We start from the raw sequence: 17,239 nt of genomic DNA, 5'->3' as shown, positions 1-17,239 counted from the left end.
TTATTGACTTTGCTGATTTAGCATATCTATAGCTATTTGTAAACTATATTTCATCCGATTAAACGCAGAAGATAAACCACCAATTTCATCATCAGAATCTTCATCAAAGTTAGCAGTCATGTCTCCGGTACTTACTTTTTGAGCGGTTTTTTCAATTTTTCTAATCCGCTCAATTACTGTTTTCTTGATTAAGAAGTTAATTAAAATCACGACGATCGCAAAAATCACAATCAACAGCCCCATGATCCACAGCCAAGTTTGTTGGGCGCTATTAAAAACCTGCTCTGAAGGTACTGAGATGATTTGAGCCGCTACAATTTCATTGAGTTTCCAACCGAAACCATTATTGGAACCATAGGTGGTTAACTGACTTTTAGGAGCCTGATCTGGGGTAGAATGACAACGCAGACAACTTTGTTGGGTGATAGCTAAGGGACGGGCAATATAAAAGACTGTGCCTTCTGGAAAGTTACGAAAATCTGCAATTTCTTTGAGATTGGGGTTTTTGCGGAATCGCTCGACAACTTGCGCTTCAAAACTATCAGCTTTATCCCTTAAATTAGTCGGATTCAGTGTTGCTTCTTTATACAGAAAGTTTTTATATTCTTCATTTTTCCGTAAATTTTCAAATACTTCTGTAGCTGAAAAAGCTGGGACTGTTTCGGGAATAAATACTGGCTCGGTTTCTAGCCTGGGTGCAAGTAAGGGATTTATGCGGTCTTGTGTATATTGTCTGACTGAGTTCATGGTTTTACTCAAAATCAGAGCTTTGGTAGCAACTTCATTTTGCGCTCTGCGTTGGAGTAAACTTGATAAGGCTGTACCACTGATGACAATGCTAATGATAAAAACTACGATTAACAGTAAGTTAAATTTAGTACCAATATTAAAATTTTTGAATTTTATAAACATAATTATTATCTCTATACAAAACTTTACATATATTGCAGAAATATAATCTTATATTACTTATAGCTAGTTTATAACAGATACTACAAAAGTAAACAAATATTAATTAAATTATTGTTGATTATTAGGCTGCATAACTTCTTAATCTCAAAGCTATTATAGTTTTTGCTCGCATAAATTACTCATGTCTTGGAAATTATCTCGTCGTGTTTTTCTTTTCCAAATGCTGTTTTTGGCGATGCATGGGTGTAAATCAAAATCGCCGTTTGAAGGTGCATTAACCATTGGGAGCATCAGCTATGGTGGTGGAGAAGAAATAATTACCCAGTACGCGAAATTCAATCGCCACTTAGCAGAAAAAACGAAATCACATATTAAGTTAGAGCCTGCTTTTAACGAAAATAAAGCAGCTGAACGCTTAGAAGCACGGGCGTGGGATTTGGTATTTGCACCACCGGGTTTAGCTGCAATTGCGATCGCGCGTTATCAATACGTACCCATTTTTCCTTTAGTCGGTGTAAGTAATTTGCGATCGGTGTTTGTCGTGCGTAAAGATAGCCCCATCGCGGAATTAAAACAGCTACAAAATCAAATAGTAGCCTTAGGTCAAGTTGGGTCAGCAACCGGATATTATTTTCCCCTGTTCAACTTGTATGGGATGACACTCAGTGAAATAATTTTTGCACCCACACCGCAAACAGTAATGGAATGGGTAGCTGTAGGTAAAGCCGCAGCTGGTGCTGTTTCTATTGCTGAGTATAATCTTTACAGCTCTCAGTTACAAAAAACTCAGTTTCGCATTTTGCATACCGATGTACATTATGTCCCATCAGGCGTAGTGTTGATCGGCCCTAATGTGGAACGAAATCGTCAAGAGTACATCCGCAAAGTTATGAATGAGTTTCCTTCGTCTTTAGCGCAAGAAGTTGGGTATGTACCCAACGGAACAATACCCGATTACCAATACATGATTTCTGTAGTTGAGCGAGTCAAATTAATTACACCGCAACTGCAAAATAAACCCGTGCGATTGTTTGTGGGTTAGTCATTGGTCATTTGTTAGAGACGCGATTAATCGCGTCTGTACAATAGTCATTGGTCAATCTTTCTCCTTGTCTTCCTTCTAGCCCCTAGTCCCTAGTCCCTAACCCCTAAATCCTCTATGCGAATTTTATTTCTTCATAACAACTTTCCGGCTCAATATCGTCATGTAGCTTTAACTTTGGCGCAAGATCCCAAGAATGTGGTGGTATTTGGCACAAAAAATCGCGAAGTTAATTTAGCTGGGATTAATAAGGTGCTTTTTGCACCAAATCGCGATCCTCATCCTTCCACTCATCATTATGTTCGCCCATTAGAAGGTGCAGTATTACACGGTCAAGCTGTATATAAAATGGCGGAACAAATGAAAGCACAAGGCTTTGTACCGGATGTAATCTGCGGTCATTCTGGCTGGGGCCCGACTTTGTTTGTTAAGGATGCATTTCCTAATACACCGCTAATTTGTTATTTTGAATGGTTTTATCATGCGGTGGGTACAGATGCAGATTTCGACCCAGCAGAACCATTAACTGTTGATGATGTTGCCCGTATCCGGGTAAAAAATGCACCGATATTAATTGATTTATATACTTGCGATCGCGGTTTGTCACCAACCAATTGGCAAAAATCTCAGTTCCCGAAAGAATTTCATGATAAAATTTCTGTCCTCCACGATGGAGTTGATACGGAATTCTTTAAACCGAATCCCGGAGCTAAACTGGTATTACCAAATCTAGACCTTTCTGGTGTGGATGAAATTGTCACTTATGTGGCGCGGGGAATGGAACCCTATCGCGGATTTCCTCAGTTTATCGAGTCTCTAGCTTATGTTCAAGAACGCAGACCTAATTGTCATGCTGTGATTGTTGGGTCAGATCGAGTTTGCTATGGTAAATCTTTACCAGATGGTAAGACTTTTAAAGAGTTGATGCTCAACAAAGTTCCCTTAGATTTATCACGGGTTCACTTTACTGGCAGTTTACCTTATGTACAATATCTTAAAGTTATTCAAGCATCTTCTGTACATGTTTATTTAACTAGACCTTTTGTACTTTCCTGGTCGATGATTGAAGCTATGTCTACAGGATGCTTAGTTTTAGGTTCTGATACTGCGCCTGTCACTGAGATTATCCGCGATGGTGAAAATGGTTTATTGGTAGATTTCTTTTCACCGCAGAAAATAGCCGATCGCATTGATGAAGTCTTAGATCATCCCACTAAAATGGCGGAATTGCGTGCTAATGCGAGGAAAACAGCCCTAGAGCGTTACGATTTAGCTAGTTTACTCCCGCAACATATTCAATTAATTAAAGATGTGGTTACGTAGCGAGGATTAAAATCCTCACTACGTAATTAATTGATCAATGACAAATGACAAATGACAAATGACAAACTTCACCAGTTATCTTTAATTGCGCCGACCTATTTACAATTTTAATTGAATGCGATCGCCTGGTACTGGTTCAATTACTTTGGTGCTGAGATTATTTTGCGCTAATGATGCCCGAAATTCCTCAACAGTACCTACAGTTGTCAGAAATTTGTCGATCAATCCTTCAAAGGTAACATCGCCACCTGCGGCTGTGGGTAGCATAACTTGCGGTTTTAACCACTTGGCGACTTCTAAGGCTTTATTTGTTCCCTTAATAATCGAACCTACTAAGGGTAGGTTCAAGTCAATCAGGGGTGTAATTACCACATCTACAGGTGCAGCTTGCTGAATTTGCGGGTCATGGGTGCCATGAGGATCGTAGTATAAGCTTAAACCACTCTGCAAATCTTTGAGGAGATAACCATTTTCTCTGGCGTTAGGGCCTGCAAACAAACCATTAGTGGCTTTAATTTCTAAATTATCTTGAAATGTGAAAGTTTCACCAGGATTTAAGGCTGTCACAGAGGTATAACCTAAATTCTGCACTACTTTTGCGGCACTTAAAGAGGCTACCACCGGAATTTGGCGATTAAGTTGTTTGAGTGTTGGTGGGTGCGCATGATCTTCTAAACCCTGAGACAGCAGAATCAAGTCAATGTTTTCTGGTATGGGGCGTTCTTTGAGTTTAGTACCTTTAAATAGCCAATCCAAATTAATGAAGGTTAACGTATCCACTAGCCAAGGGTCTAGTAAGATTCGTTTACCTGCGATTTCAATCAGCCAACTATTGCTGTCTAACCAAGTTAAATGCATAGCACAATCAACCCCTTCGGGGAATTCAAAATTCAAAATTCAAAATTCAAAATTCAAAATTACAATCCTCTTAACTTAGGTATGAGAATTGTATTTTTTTATCTTTGGTGGAGATAACACCTGATTTATATTATGAATTTATTTGCAATTCTTAACAAAAAATAATTTAATTAAAAAAACAGCTTAAATCTTGCAAGCTGGGCGGGAATTGCAACGCTGAGAATTTTATTGAGTTCTTTGCTGTTTTGGAATTGAAGAATTTGCTGCTTAGGTAAATCAAAGGGAAATTCGCCTTCTAAGTCTGGACGTTGCATTTGCGCTAGTAAAATTTGTTCCGATCGCTTACTTTGGATTGCATAGCCGATTTCAATACAGACATTGGGACTGGGAACCAATTGTGTAGTTTCTTTACCGGGGGTACTCGCGATCGCAGTTGTGTCTGCAATAAATAATAAACTCTTGCGGATTTTGCGCAAAATACCCGCCGAAAGCCTTAAGGGGCCAGTTCCCGGACGATATGATTCTACTAAAGTTAGGGGAAGACGCGATCGCTTGTTTAAGGTTTCTAAAGTTTTTTGCAGCCCTTCTCGCAAAGCTTCGCTCGCTGCGGCATACTCAGTTTGATAGCATAAAAAAATAGTTGGCTCTAATTGAGCTAACAGCGCTTGCTTAGTAAAATAAATTTCATGACTAATCAAGTCAATATTGGCGACGCAATAGCCACCACTACCTTCAACATAAAATTCAATAGTCTCCCCTTCGAGATAGCGGCTAAACCAAGTTGATTGTTTGACTTCATCGCTATCTTCCAAAAAATCTGCTCTCAATCCCGATCGCAACAGACTTTTCTTACTCAGGCGAATATCTGGCGGACGTTTTTCCAATTCCGGAATTGGCTCATAATCTTGTATATACCATGCTCTGAGCGCAATAATTGACATAAGGCGCTATTTCAACTATCTTGTGCTATTTAACTTTGTACAAGCTTATACCAATTTTGCTCAGAGTGGTCAGTTGTCAGTGGTTAGTTGTCAGTTGTCAGTTGTCAGTTGTTAGCGAACCAATGACAATTGTACAGACGCGATTCATCGCGTCTCTGACAAATGACCGTTGACCATTGACCATTGACCATTGACTCAGGCATTTGTGAACTTATGAAAACTAGTTTTACCTTTCCATCTCTTAGAGTTTAACAGTGATGAATTAAACGATAAATTATTAACTTTGCATTGTGGGTTGAGAGGTAATTCTATCCAAAACTCTGTACCTTGATCAACCTCTGAGATACATTCAATAATGCCACCATGCTTTTCCACGATAATTTGATAGCTAATAGCCAGACCTAATCCTGTACCCTTACCCACAGGTTTAGTTGTGAAAAAAGGGTCAAAAATTCTTTGTTTGATTTCTTCTGTCATTCCCGGGCCGTTATCAGCAATCCGAATTAATACAAAGGAATTATCTGCTGAGACTCTGGTGGAAATACATATAGAAGGCTGAAAAAATGTTTCTTTATCTGCTTTCAATTGTAAAGCATCAATAGCGTTGCTGATAACATTCATGAATACTTGATTCAATTGTCCGGCATAACATTTGATCGAGGGTAAGTCACCATAATCTTTAAGTATCTGGACTCCAGGGAAATCGACTGTAGATTTTAGGCGATGTTGTAATATTAGTAAAGTGTTGTCAACGCCTTCGTGCAAGTCAACAGGCTTATATTCTGCCTCATCTAAACGGGAGAAATTGCGTAAAGATAGGACAATAGAACAGATGCGATCGGCTCCTATTTGCATAGAGGAGATGATTTTTGGTAAGTCTTGGGCGACAAAGTCCACATCGATTGCTGTTTCTAAATCACTAATTTCCCGATCGCGTTGGGGATAGCGGGATTGGTAGAGTTGTAATAGTTGTAATAGTTGTTGGGTATAGTCTTGAGCGTAAGCCAAATTACCGTAAATAAAGTTAACAGGATTATTAATTTCATGGGCAATACCTGCAACTAACTGTCCCAAACTAGACATTTTTTCAGTTTGAATCAATTGTGTTTGGGTATGTTTGAGTTCTGTTAAAGTTTGTTCTAATTGTTGGGCTTTAGCCTTGGCTTGAGTTTCCGCAGCTTGACTTTGTTTATATAGTTGTGCTTGTTGAATTGCGATCGCTGCTTGATCTGCTAACTGTAACATTAACTCGATTTCTGTATCTTGCCAATCTCGCGGCGCATCACATTGATGAGCTATAAGTAATCCCCATAGTTGCATACCCATTTTAATGGGGATAATTAAGTTAGCTTGCACTTGCATACTCTGCAAGAATTCTTGATGACAACCACTCAAATTCGCTGTATAGACATTGTGAATAGCGCGCACTCTTCCTTGCAGATACAAGCGAGTATATTCATCAGGAAAGCATTCTTCGGGGGCTTTAATTCCTAAAACTGAGGGATATTTGCCATTGCTTTGTTCTACAATTACCTGACTGTTAGATTCCGGTAATATTTGGAAAATTAACACCCGATCGCAATTGAGCAAAGGGCGGACTTCTCGAACAATAGTTTGTAAGATGGTTTCTAAGTCTAAGGTACTGCCGATTTGCTGGGTGATTTGGGCGATCGCTTTGGTAATCATTAATGATTTTTCCAGTTCAGCAGTTTTTTCCTGTACCCGTTGTTCTAGATTGGTATTGAGTGCTTGTACCTGTTGGTACATCTCCTGCTGCTGAAGCGCCATTGAGAAGTGATAGCCTAAAGCCTGTCCTAAGAAAATATCTTCAGGTTTCCATTCTAATGCTTGGCCTTTTCTCTCTTCTCGCCATATATCAAAGGAAAGCTGGGGTAGTTGTTGGCGCTGATTTTGCTCGCAGCGTCCAGCCCACAAAATTTCTGTATCAAATTCAGCCCGAAAAATAGTGAAAACACCGATGAATTTCTGGCGATTATGTAAAGGAATCAGCAATATTCCGCGAATTTTCGTAGCTTTAAAAGCTAGGGCTAAAACTCGCAAAGACGCTTCTTGATAAAGATCGGTAATTGCTAAAACTTGACCGGGTTTACAATCACCCATCCAATTTTGCCAAACGGGATGCTGTTCGAGAGCAATATTTTCTGCTTCATAGGGTAATTTCGGCTGTTCGCCCCAAAGATAAAGTTCTCGACTATGCTCAATATATAATCTGCCACCTGTACCAGCTAAAGCTGCAATAGTAGTTTCTAGGGCGGTTTGTAATTGAATAGTTGGTAATTGATGTAACAGAATGCTAACTTGGTTGAGAATCGTTTGTTGTTGTTGCTGGAGACGGGTTTGACTGAGAAGATTGCTTTGAGCGATCGCAATTTCTACCTGATCTGTAACTTGTTGTAATAATTTCAGTTCCCAAGGCGCAATAGTTCTCGACTCGCTGTGGTGCGATACTAACAATCCCCATAATTGAGACTTGGCTGATTGCTGCTTGAGATCCCGATGTAAAATTGGTATTACCAAGGAAGACTGGACGCCCATTGCCGTTAAGTATTGAAGATGACAGGGGTCTACTTTTCGATAATAGATATTTTCTGTAGCTGTTGATTCGTTAATCTGTGGCGAATATAGTGGCGATAGCCCAATTTTACCATTGGCTACATCCACAATTGACCTTTGCTGCAAGGTGACAAACATCTCTCTGGCATACTCGGGAATATCATTTGCAGGAAAGTGCAACCCTAATAGAGATGGTAGTCGCTGTTCGTGAATCGATTCTGCAATCACTTCACCACTCTCATCGCGATCAAACCGATAAACCATCACTCGGTCTGTCCCCAGAAATGAACGCACTTCCGCAACGGTAGCTGCTAAAATTTCTTCAAGTTCGAGCGATCGCCGAATGCGATCGGTCATTCGATGCAGTAAACTCTGTGGATCGAAGGATTGCTCCCAGGCATTTGGTTGATTGGTAAAAGCCATTAGTTGTCTACACTAAAGTAATTTATCTTTCCCTGAACCACGTTGTTCGCTGAAGAGAATTTCTCCTCAATCCAGACATTTCCGCTATTTCGGGGTATTTTGATCCCCCATAGTTAGCGGTATGGTTAATCTGATTGTTTTCCTATAAAGGGAAGGTGTATAGAAAAGATTTAGCGAACTCGCGTTTACCTGTGTTTCCTCGGAAAAATTCAGAGTTTTACAGGCTAAATTATTAAGAAAAAGTTAATTATTAAACACCTAATTCTATAACTAACAATTAGCAGATGTATAGGGTATTTTTATGCAAATTACAAAATTTGCATAAAATTTCTAGGCTTGTATCAATATTGACGCATATATAAACGTTTTGTTGAAAATAAATCAACAAATAATCCAGAAGTTATCTAGTTAAAAACTTTTTAATTAGGGGAATTTAGTGATTCCCCCTCTAAGTCGCTCAGTCAGCGTATGAATGTAATTAATACTGCAAATGCTTTTCGGCAATTGCAGTTACAGAAAATCGCTTGCGAATTTCTTCACGTACACTCATGAGAACTTTACCAAGATGGTTTTCACCAGTTTTATTAATACCGCAACCCCAAAAATAATCATTAGGAGAATTTTCTACTAAAAGTTCCTCACCTGTGCCTAAGAGAATGTCGCGAATTTCAGTATGGGTGAGAAACTTTTTCAGAACTGCTTCTCGCATCACTTGAGTTTTTACTTGATGCCAATCAGCGCGCATTTGGCGGCTACTACAACGTCCTAAAGCAGCTGCTTCTTCTGGAGTTGTGGCTTGGTGGATTAGAGGTATAATTGCTGCATCTTTGCTGCCAACAAACTTTTGTGCTTGATAATAATGCTCAACCGTTGACCAATAAGTACCCTGGATTTTAATTCCGTGGGGAGAAAAGTTAGAAAAACAGCCATAAGGCTGCCAAACCTTGTAAAAGTAAATAGTCATCTGAAAATTGCTCTTCAATATCAACTTAAACTTTAGCCCGACAACTAATAAATTTTTAACTTTCCGTTAGCAGATTTGTATGTTTTAAAGTCTCAAGTTATGCAACAATTCTCAACAGAAAACTGGAAAATCCGCGATCGCTTTGTGGAAATGCGCTCAAGTTGGTTAACTGTAATTGGCGAACATCTAGAAGACAATCGCGGTCAAATATTAGAATACTGGCGCGTGGAGAAAGCCGATTCTGTGGTCATTCTCCCCATTCAAGCCCATCAGATAATTCTCCCACCGCCAAGCTATCGACCGGGATTGAGTCAACTCACCTGGGACTTTCCTGGCGGGCGCTTACCCCCAGGACAAAGCCCCGATGCGGTAGTTCCAGCTATTCTGCAACGAGAATTAGGAATTGCAACGACAACAATTAGCCGACTCATACCTTTGAATGTTCAAGGTTGGGCGGTGAATAGTTCTTTTTCTAACCAGAAACTGTACGGCTTTGTCGCCGAACTGGAACCTATACCAATAGTTGCTGCTGAGTATGTTGGTGCAACTTATCCCAGAAATACCACAGGTATACATGATTTACTCCAGAATCTTACCTGTTTACAATGTCGTGCTGTACTGCTGGAGTGGTGGTATCAGGAAGTGTTGACTGTTGACTGTTGACTGTTGACTATTGACCGTTAACATTAAAAAGGATTGTAAATCAAAGAGAAATACAGCCCGTTTTCTTGCCAGGTGTTATCTCTGGATTCTACAGATACTAAAGGAATACCCCAATCAAGACGGGCAGTAAAGCGATCGCCTTGTGTCCAACGCAAGCCTAAACCCACAGATGCTAAGGTATTGGGGTCTGGGTTATCCCGATTAGAACTATTCCAAGCTACACCAAAGTCAACAAAGGGGATAATCTGCAATACACTATTCATCTTCGGTAAGCGCAGAATCGGTACTTGCACTTCAGCAGAAGCGAATGCACCATTATCTGTTAATAAGTAATCTTGACGATAGCCGCGTACTGTATCAATCCCACCTAAACCGAGTTGTTCTAAAGGTAGCAAAGCTCTAGAAGCTAGTTGCGTATTTGCGCGGAGAATTAATAATGTTTCCGGCGCTAATAGCCTTGCCCACTGGGCTTGACCTTGCCAAGAGAAAAACTGACTATCGGGGGCTTCTTGATTTATAGTTGGATTTAATACATCTATACCTAAATTAAATTGCGATCGCAAAGCGATGACTTCGCGGCTATTACGACTTGTCCATTCTTGGAAAAATCGCAGTGCAGAGATGCGGGTTTTACCTTCAGCATCAGCACCTAATGAGGGGAAAGGTAAGCGATCGCCTTCAATATAACTAGCTTCGCTTTCTCTCCGCGAAGCTGTCAACCCTACAGCAAATTCTTGGGTAGGAGTTTGAACAATCGGTTGACGATAGGTAATTTCGTAATAACGGGAAGAGGATTCAATATCAAGAATATTAAAGGGTTCTTCAATAACATTGCTGGATGTGGTACCAAAGTTAAAAGAAAGGGTACCGTTACGAGCGTTAAGGGGTATGCTATAGCCGACATCAAAGGCATTGCTACCATCGGTATTCGTATAAGCAAAGTTAAAACCATCTCCGAAGCCGAGCAAGTTAGCTTGATTGATTTGTAAGCGCCGACGGAAACTACCTACACTAGGCGATCGCCCATTATCTAAGACGATTTGCGAACTAAAGGTTTTGGCTTCCCTCACTTCTACTTGTAACACGCTGACACCGGGACGAGAACCGGCGGATAGTTCTGCTGAGAGGTTTTGAATTAAGGGATTCAGTTGCAGTAGTTGCAATGCTTCGAGTAATTTTTCGCGATTTAACGGTGCGCCGGTAGCGATCGCTAATCGACTGCGGACATAATTAGGATTGAGACGGCGAGTTCCAGTTATCTGAATTTCTTCTAACTTACCTTCCACAATCTGAATTTTCACCACACCAGACTTAATAGTTTGGGGGGGAATGTACGCACCGGAGGTAATATAACCCTTCTTGACATATAAATCAGTAATTTTCGACCGCGCTTGAAATATCTCTGCTAGAGATATCGGCCTTTTAGTAAATTCCGCGATCGCTGCGGCTAACTCTTCCTGAGAGAAAACTGTACTCCCCACAATTTCAAACTTATCTACAACAATCGTTTCTGGTAGCTTGTCGGGAAACGGTTGCTCTGGTGTAGGGTTAGGACTAGGCGCGGGAAGTAACTCTTCTGGTGGGGGTAATGGCTGGGGTGGGTTAGGTGTGGGAGATGGGGAAGGTATGGGTGGTTGCACATCTTGTGGCGGTGGCAACTGTTGGGAGAGAATAGAAGTATTATTTGGCACTTGTACGGTATTAATCGTCTGGGCCTGTGCTGACCGAGAATTCATGCTGCCAAGCAACACTAATATACTCAGTTGTAACCATAATAATGCTCGCTGGGGAGAAAATTGATTGCTCATATTTATTGTGACAGTTCAAGGGACATGAAAATTTATCGGTCAGCAAGTTGACATTACAGGAGAGTAGTTTGTGTCATATTTATTGATCTAACTCCCAGCTAAATGAAAAATTTCACCTAGAGTTTAAACTGATACCTGAAGTTTCACTATTATCTGGTATGTTCCTGGAATTTGCCAAGCACATCAAATACCCCTTCCCAACCGCCAATTAGACAAAATCAATATCTAGTAATCCTATAGCAATATTGCACAAGTTAGGAAATCTATCCTAGATAGAGGAAATATACACTCTTGTCGCAGTTGAGAGATTTGCTCACAGATAATTGACAATTTATATTCTTGATTTCTGCCAATTGAGATATTTCTATGCCTTACCAATATCGGAGATTTTATCTATTAAACTATTTACCTATATTTGAAAATCACCAAATAATTATATATTTCAACAACACGAATAACTCAAATTTACATAACAGCTAAATTATTAGCTTTTTCACTTTTAAAGATAAATATTAATTAGCTTTCAAAAAGTAATTGAGTGGTATTAAATATTTTACCTGTCCTCTTATTTTTCTCTCTTATCTCAATAAATTAATGTAATAAATTACACACAAATAACACGAGATTTCATCCTTTAACTTGCTGTAATGTAGCTTTGTTGACTCTTCATCTTTAAGGAAAAACCCCCTCTTGGGGAGTATTTTGTCAAGAGTCTTTCGGTATAATATTTTATTTGAATTTTTGTGTCGTTAGATTGAAAATCTATCATGCTTTTGGCTGTTACTGTGTGTTAATCGCCAGCTTATTGTCAGTTTATTACCACCAATAAAGTCAGATTTTCGCTAGTGAAGACTCTATCTCCCTCTGCTGAAGAACTACTCAACAGCTCATCTCCTCTAGAAGTAGAACTCATTAAGCCCACTCCAGCATCAGCACTCATACCTTGGACAGATTCTCCACCGAAAATCTCTAAGCAAGCTACTCGAACTAGTCTCAAAGCTTCGACTCTGGATGGAGTATTTGCAGCTATTTTTTCTAATATTACCGGCGGTGTATTGCTGGTTAACTTCTTACTCCAGTTAGGTGCTAACCCAGTGGAAATTGGCTTGCTCTCTTCCATTCCCCTACTGGCGAACTTCTTACAACCATTCGGAGCCTACCTAGCCGATCGCACTACCAGCCGCCATTGGTATACAATGATGATTTTTGGCCCCTCTAGACTGCTGTGGTTGGTTTTAGTTGGAGGTATTGCTTGGTTCTGCTGTTCGGATATGGAATCCCATCAGTTAGTTATTGGGACTTTAGCAATTATCCTCGTCACCAATATCTTGGGAGCCTTAGGCGGTTGCGCCTGGTTTAGCTGGATGGCTGCTTTAGTTCCCCCTGCTTTACGCGGACGTTATTTTGGTTTGCGCAATAGTGCAGGTAGTTTGACGAATTTGTTATCTGTACCAATTCTCGGATATATTGTCTCGGCTTACCCTGGTGGTGATATTCAAGCTTACGCCATACTGTTATTTTTTGGCGTCATCATCGGCTTAATTAGTTTGGCTTGTCAATTTTGGATGGTGGATGTCAATCCCCAAGTTTACCGCGCTGGTAAAACTGCGTCTCTCACTGCAGAAAATTCCCAAGATTCTCAACCGCAGCTATTTACTATCTTTAAAGATCGGAATTTCTTAAAATTTCTCCTGTATGTGGGGTTGTGGACATTCGCCGTTAACCTCAGCTCGCCGTTTTTTAATCTTTATCTGTTGAAAAACTTAGATTTAGCCTTGACTACAGTCACTCTTTATGCAAGTTTACTGGCTGGGGCTAATTTAGTGATGTTAGTAATTTGGGGTAAGTTAGCCGATCGCGTCGGCAATCGTCCCATATTATTATTGGTTGGTAGTTTAATTGCTGTCACGCCCTTATTGTGGCTAGGCTTGGGTAGTGACTTAATTTCTGTCTGGTTATGGCTACCCTTAATACACCTAATTTGGGGTGGTTTTGGTGCAGCCCTCGACTTATGTAACAGTAATATTCAGATGGAGATGGCTCCATTAGATAGTCCTTCGCAATATTTTGCGATCGCAGCTGCGGTTACTGGTGTTTGTGGTGGTTTAGGTGCAACAACTGGCGGTTTTTTAGCCCAACTAGATATTATTGGTGGTTTACCTGGATTATTTGCCCTTTCCGCCGCTTTACGCTTAATAGCGCTTTTCCCCTTATTCTTTGTCCGCGAACCCCGCAGTAAATCCCTGACTTATGTTATCGAAAAAGTTCTGTCTTTTAAGCCAAAAGCAAAGTTAGTCTCTACAGAGAAAATGGCAGTTTAATTGAGATTTTCGCCAAAAATATCAATAATTTAACAATTCAAAATTCGCGCATTAAAAATATGACTTACGCACACTCTACGAATTCTTGGCGTTCTTGGCGTCTTGGTGAGTCCACTTGCCGTTTTGGCGGTTCCCGTCACGATGGCAAAGTGGCGAACCCGAAGGGCGGTTCAATAAATTAAGCTTTTTGGCAACTTTTGCGTAAGTCCTAAAAAATTTACTTCTGGCTAGCAACGGGTGATGAAGACTGCTTATTACATAAAACATTGCTTCCTTCCAACTGATTTTTCTGCCATTTACCATCATGTTCTGTATTATCTGCTGTTATATGTAATACTCCTTCTCCTTGGCATTGATTATTAGCAAAGTTTCCTCTATATTCATTACCATTCTTCCATTTCAATCTCCCTAGCCCTTGATATTGATCGTTTTGAAATTGACCTAAATAATAACTGAGATCGGAAGATTCTGGATAGGATAATCTTCCACAACCATTACGTTGATTATTTTTAAAGTCTCCATAGTATTGAAAACCACCCTGCTTAAATACCATCAACCCTCTACCATTAGCGTTTTTTGTAGTTGGATCTATCTGTCCGTAATATTTATATCTCTCAGTTTCCCAAGCTGGTTTACCTGTAGCTGGAGGTAGTGAGGATAATTCTCGCTCGCCATCACAAGGTAACTCCACGAATTTTTTTGTCGTTACTGGTGTGGGGTTAGGAGTTTCTGGATTGTTTACAGGAGATGGTGATTGAGCTAAATATTTAGGTACAAAGTACAAAGACGCGATTAATGCCATTAAACCTACCCCCCCTGCTAGGATTAATTTTGGATTAATTAGCGATCGCTTGGTTTGTGACTGTACTTTTGCTGATGGTATTGGTCGTGATTGAGTCAGTGCTTGTAAAGCTTCTGTGGCTGTGGGGTAACGTTGGCTAAAGTGAGAACGTACCATAGTTGTTAACACTTCAGCCAACCTATCGCTGACATTTGCATGATCCCGCCAAATGATTTCACCAGTTACAGGATCTTCCGGTAAATTTTGCGGTGCTATCCCTGTGATTGCTTGGATTCCTAGCATTCCTACTGCATACACATCGCTAGACAGCTTTGGTTTACCATTAGCTTGTTCGTTTGGCATATAGCCATTTGTACCAATCAAGATGGTCGATGTCACTATACCTTGAGTATTCGTCTCTAAGCCTTTAATTTCTTTGACTGCGCCAAAATCAATTAGCACAATCGTTCCATCTTGACGACGCATGATATTTTTGGGTTTAATATCCCGATGAATAATATTTTGTTGATGAACAACTACTAAAATTTCTAAAACATCTGTGAGTAGTTTTTTGACTTGTGCTTCTTTCCAAGGCTGACCTAAGATTATTTCTTTGCTTAAGTCATGCCCATCAATAAATTCTTGTACTAAATAAAATTCGCCGTTCTCTTCAAAATGGGCAAATAGTCTGGGAATGCGATCGCTCATCTGACCTAAACGATATAAAGCTCCAGCTTCCCGATCGAATAAATTTTTAGCAATTTTTAAAAGTTCTTCATTTTGGTTTTGTGGTTTTAGATGCTTAACCACACATTTCGGCTTCGGATCTGTCGGTATATCCAAATCCTCTGCTAAATATGTTTCACCAAATCCACCACTATCCAAGGGTTGAATAACTTTGTAACGGCTGCGGAGTATGATGCTACGATAGTCCATCGGATTTACTTAACCTTCAAATTAGGAATATAAGATGTAATTTATAGGCGTTGAAACTCAACTAAATACAATAGTAAATTTATTTCTTGGCATCTAAAATTCTTACATGCTAGAACCAAATGTTGTAGCAGCAAAAGCGATATTCAGCCATAAACAAGGAACTAGTAATTCTATATATCTTATATTTTATGCTATTATATTTTTTTAAAAAAACCATCTCAAAACTTAAAATATTTAATTATCTTGGGTAATTTATAGGAAATTAACTGGTTGTATAATTGTCTTCCTGGCATAAAGTAGTGTTTGGTATTCATTGTTACTCCTAATTTATTATTTCTCTGAAAAAATAGTAAATTTTTGTAAAAATTATCTTGTCAATATAGATTATGATGATTTTTTTCCATAAAAATTTAAATCTTTGAGGGCAAGTTTGTGCCAAACACAGCCATTATTATGACAGTGAGTTTATATTTTCTTAGACTTAAGTACTACCAGAAATTAATATCTCCTGCTAATATATACTTAAGTGCTGTTCAGATGAGCTATGTGTGTTATTTTGCGTAATTAAATTCTAGCAAATCTAGTAACAATAGAAACTAGTATTGGCTGTATTTAAATAAGCATCAAAACACTAATTAGCTGTTTGTGTAATTTTTATTATCAAAGCCAAAGAAAAAATTATGTAACATAAAATACTTACATAATTTTTGGCTAGATGAATAAATTTTGTTTTTTAAAAATCATGACGATGCACTCGGTAAAATCATGCTACCTCTAATAATTAACCTATATAGGCAAAATGCCCTGAGGCTGTTTTGCCTGACTTTGTGCGACAAAATCCCCAGTAATAATCTTAGCTGGAATGGAAAATTTGTCGCTCAATTGCTGTAGTTTAACAAAATTAACTCGCTCAACATACAAATCAATTTTTTCTCCAAAATTTGCTCAAATCTTCCGGTAGTTTAGTTTAAAAAAATAGGGTTTTATGAATAAAAAATTGATAATTTCGGCTACTTGTTTACTTGTGTTGACAACTTTAGGTATTTTTCCAGTACAGAAAATATTAGGTCAACAAGTATCGCCTGACTCATCAAAACCCAGCACTTTACCAGATTCCCCAACAACCCCATCATCACCATCATCTACACCAACTACTACACCAGTTCCGGAAACAACACCAAATAATGTACCAAATTCTGGCAAATTCTCCCAACTTCCTTGCGATAGCGAGTCAGAGTTATCCTCACCACCTTCAGCTACAGGTAAACCAACCTGGGAAACTAAAGTCTATAAATATTACGGACAGATAGATGCAAGAACAAAACAAGCCAATGGCAGAGGGTTGATGGTATTTAAAGAAAATGGGTTTCAGTATTATGGAGACTTTAAAAATAATAAACGTCATGGTTGTGGAAGATTATCTTATCCAGTCGAAAGTAATATTAACTATTATGTAGGAGAATTTAAGAACGATCAATTGCAAGGACTGGGGGCTTTAAAATTAAGAAACGGAAATGAATATAGAGGAAACTTCACTAACAGTAAATGTCAAGGAGAAGGAGTCTATATATTTGCCGATAAGACTGAGCAAGATGGACGCTGGAATGCGGATAAATTAGAAGGAATTGATAATTTTTCATGTAAATCATTCAACCGCGATTACCGTTAGTCTACATATAATTTAACAAGGCAA

Annotated in this window: 13 protein-coding genes; 6 read left to right on the top strand and 7 right to left on the bottom strand. The window is 39.2% G+C overall.

Annotated elements, in window-relative coordinates; all coding sequences use genetic code 11:
* The gene (locus H6G08_RS16690) at window positions 1–912 is read right to left on the bottom strand and encodes a c-type heme family protein (protein ID WP_190544835.1); all 912 of its coding nucleotides are present in this window, start codon (window positions 910–912) and stop codon (window positions 1–3) included.
* Window positions 913–1,093: 181 nt separating this feature from the next.
* Between H6G08_RS16690 and H6G08_RS16685 the strand changes: the two genes are divergently transcribed.
* Window positions 1,094–1,954 (top strand): phosphate/phosphite/phosphonate ABC transporter substrate-binding protein, encoded by an 861-nt coding sequence (locus H6G08_RS16685; protein ID WP_190544832.1) that lies wholly within the window; start codon window positions 1,094–1,096, stop codon window positions 1,952–1,954.
* A 117-nt stretch (window positions 1,955–2,071) separates the two neighbouring features.
* The gene (locus H6G08_RS16680; protein ID WP_190544829.1) at window positions 2,072–3,277 is read left to right on the top strand and encodes a glycosyltransferase family 4 protein; all 1,206 of its coding nucleotides are present in this window, start codon (window positions 2,072–2,074) and stop codon (window positions 3,275–3,277) included.
* A gap of 99 nt (window positions 3,278–3,376) precedes the next feature.
* Here the strand turns inward: H6G08_RS16680 and H6G08_RS16675 are convergent, their stop codons facing one another.
* The 4 genes from H6G08_RS16675 to ybiA form a co-directional block, all read right to left on the bottom strand.
* Window positions 3,377–4,135, bottom strand: coding sequence for an MBL fold metallo-hydrolase (locus H6G08_RS16675; protein WP_190544871.1), 759 nt, complete (start codon window positions 4,133–4,135; stop codon window positions 3,377–3,379).
* A 170-nt stretch (window positions 4,136–4,305) separates the two neighbouring features.
* Window positions 4,306–5,076 (bottom strand): hypothetical protein, encoded by a 771-nt coding sequence (locus H6G08_RS16670; RefSeq protein WP_190544826.1) that lies wholly within the window; start codon window positions 5,074–5,076, stop codon window positions 4,306–4,308.
* Window positions 5,077–5,271: 195 nt separating this feature from the next.
* Window positions 5,272–8,073, bottom strand: coding sequence for a GAF domain-containing sensor histidine kinase (locus tag H6G08_RS16665; RefSeq protein WP_190544823.1), 2,802 nt, complete (start codon window positions 8,071–8,073; stop codon window positions 5,272–5,274).
* A gap of 478 nt (window positions 8,074–8,551) precedes the next feature.
* On the bottom strand, window positions 8,552–9,037 hold the full coding sequence (gene ybiA, locus H6G08_RS16660) for a riboflavin biosynthesis intermediates N-glycosidase (RefSeq protein ID WP_190544820.1): 486 nt from the start codon (window positions 9,035–9,037) through the stop codon (window positions 8,552–8,554).
* Between the two features lie 99 nt (window positions 9,038–9,136).
* On the opposite strand from ybiA, the gene H6G08_RS16655 reads away from it, so the two are divergent.
* Window positions 9,137–9,700, top strand: a complete 564-nt coding sequence (locus H6G08_RS16655; protein ID WP_190544818.1) for an NUDIX hydrolase — start codon at window positions 9,137–9,139, stop codon at window positions 9,698–9,700.
* Between the two features lie 23 nt (window positions 9,701–9,723).
* On the opposite strand, the gene H6G08_RS16650 is transcribed toward H6G08_RS16655, so the two are convergent.
* Window positions 9,724–11,508: a ShlB/FhaC/HecB family hemolysin secretion/activation protein gene (locus tag H6G08_RS16650; protein WP_190544815.1), complete on the bottom strand. Its 1,785-nt coding sequence runs from the start codon at window positions 11,506–11,508 to the stop codon at window positions 9,724–9,726.
* 845 nt (window positions 11,509–12,353) lie between these two features.
* On the opposite strand from H6G08_RS16650, the gene H6G08_RS16645 reads away from it, so the two are divergent.
* Both H6G08_RS16645 and H6G08_RS38195 read left to right on the top strand, forming a co-directional pair.
* Entirely contained in the window at window positions 12,354–13,829 is a 1,476-nt protein-coding gene (locus H6G08_RS16645) for an MFS transporter (RefSeq protein ID WP_190544813.1), read from the top strand.
* Window positions 13,830–13,888: 59 nt separating this feature from the next.
* Window positions 13,889–14,011 carry a hypothetical protein gene (locus H6G08_RS38195; protein WP_277877834.1) on the top strand — a complete coding sequence of 41 codons (123 nt, stop codon included), beginning with the start codon at window positions 13,889–13,891 and terminating at the stop codon, window positions 14,009–14,011.
* A 35-nt stretch (window positions 14,012–14,046) separates the two neighbouring features.
* On the opposite strand, the gene H6G08_RS16640 is transcribed toward H6G08_RS38195, so the two are convergent.
* Window positions 14,047–15,546 (bottom strand): protein kinase domain-containing protein, encoded by a 1,500-nt coding sequence (locus H6G08_RS16640; RefSeq protein ID WP_190544811.1) that lies wholly within the window; start codon window positions 15,544–15,546, stop codon window positions 14,047–14,049.
* A 985-nt stretch (window positions 15,547–16,531) separates the two neighbouring features.
* On the opposite strand from H6G08_RS16640, the gene H6G08_RS16635 reads away from it, so the two are divergent.
* On the top strand, window positions 16,532–17,215 hold the full coding sequence (locus H6G08_RS16635) for an MORN repeat-containing protein (RefSeq protein WP_190544808.1): 684 nt from the start codon (window positions 16,532–16,534) through the stop codon (window positions 17,213–17,215).
* The last annotated feature ends 24 nt before the right edge of the window (window positions 17,216–17,239 follow it).

This window comes from Calothrix anomala FACHB-343 (assembly GCF_014696435.1).
Classification (GTDB): domain Bacteria; phylum Cyanobacteriota; class Cyanobacteriia; order Cyanobacteriales; family Nostocaceae; genus Aulosira; species Aulosira anomala_A.
The sequence above is the reverse complement of the archived record's forward strand: the minus strand, read 5'-3'. Positions and strand labels throughout refer to the sequence as shown.

Bases quoted from the DNA above. Each gene is read 5' to 3' on its own strand.
- H6G08_RS16690 (WP_190544835.1), bottom strand. From the start codon at position 912: ATGTTTATAAAATTCAAAAATTTTAATATTGGTACTAAATTTAACTTA.
- H6G08_RS16685 (WP_190544832.1), top strand. From the start codon at position 1,094: ATGTCTTGGAAATTATCTCGTCGTGTTTTTCTTTTCCAAATGCTGTTT.
- H6G08_RS16680 (WP_190544829.1), top strand. From the start codon at position 2,072: ATGCGAATTTTATTTCTTCATAACAACTTTCCGGCTCAATATCGTCAT.
- H6G08_RS16675 (WP_190544871.1), bottom strand. From the start codon at position 4,135: ATGCATTTAACTTGGTTAGACAGCAATAGTTGGCTGATTGAAATCGCA.
- H6G08_RS16670 (WP_190544826.1), bottom strand. From the start codon at position 5,076: ATGTCAATTATTGCGCTCAGAGCATGGTATATACAAGATTATGAGCCA.
- H6G08_RS16665 (WP_190544823.1), bottom strand. From the start codon at position 8,073: ATGGCTTTTACCAATCAACCAAATGCCTGGGAGCAATCCTTCGATCCA.
- ybiA (WP_190544820.1), bottom strand. From the start codon at position 9,037: ATGACTATTTACTTTTACAAGGTTTGGCAGCCTTATGGCTGTTTTTCT.
- H6G08_RS16655 (WP_190544818.1), top strand. From the start codon at position 9,137: ATGCAACAATTCTCAACAGAAAACTGGAAAATCCGCGATCGCTTTGTG.
- H6G08_RS16650 (WP_190544815.1), bottom strand. From the start codon at position 11,508: ATGAGCAATCAATTTTCTCCCCAGCGAGCATTATTATGGTTACAACTG.
- H6G08_RS38195 (WP_277877834.1), top strand. From the start codon at position 13,889: ATGACTTACGCACACTCTACGAATTCTTGGCGTTCTTGGCGTCTTGGT.
- H6G08_RS16640 (WP_190544811.1), bottom strand. From the start codon at position 15,546: ATGGACTATCGTAGCATCATACTCCGCAGCCGTTACAAAGTTATTCAA.
- H6G08_RS16635 (WP_190544808.1), top strand. From the start codon at position 16,532: ATGAATAAAAAATTGATAATTTCGGCTACTTGTTTACTTGTGTTGACA.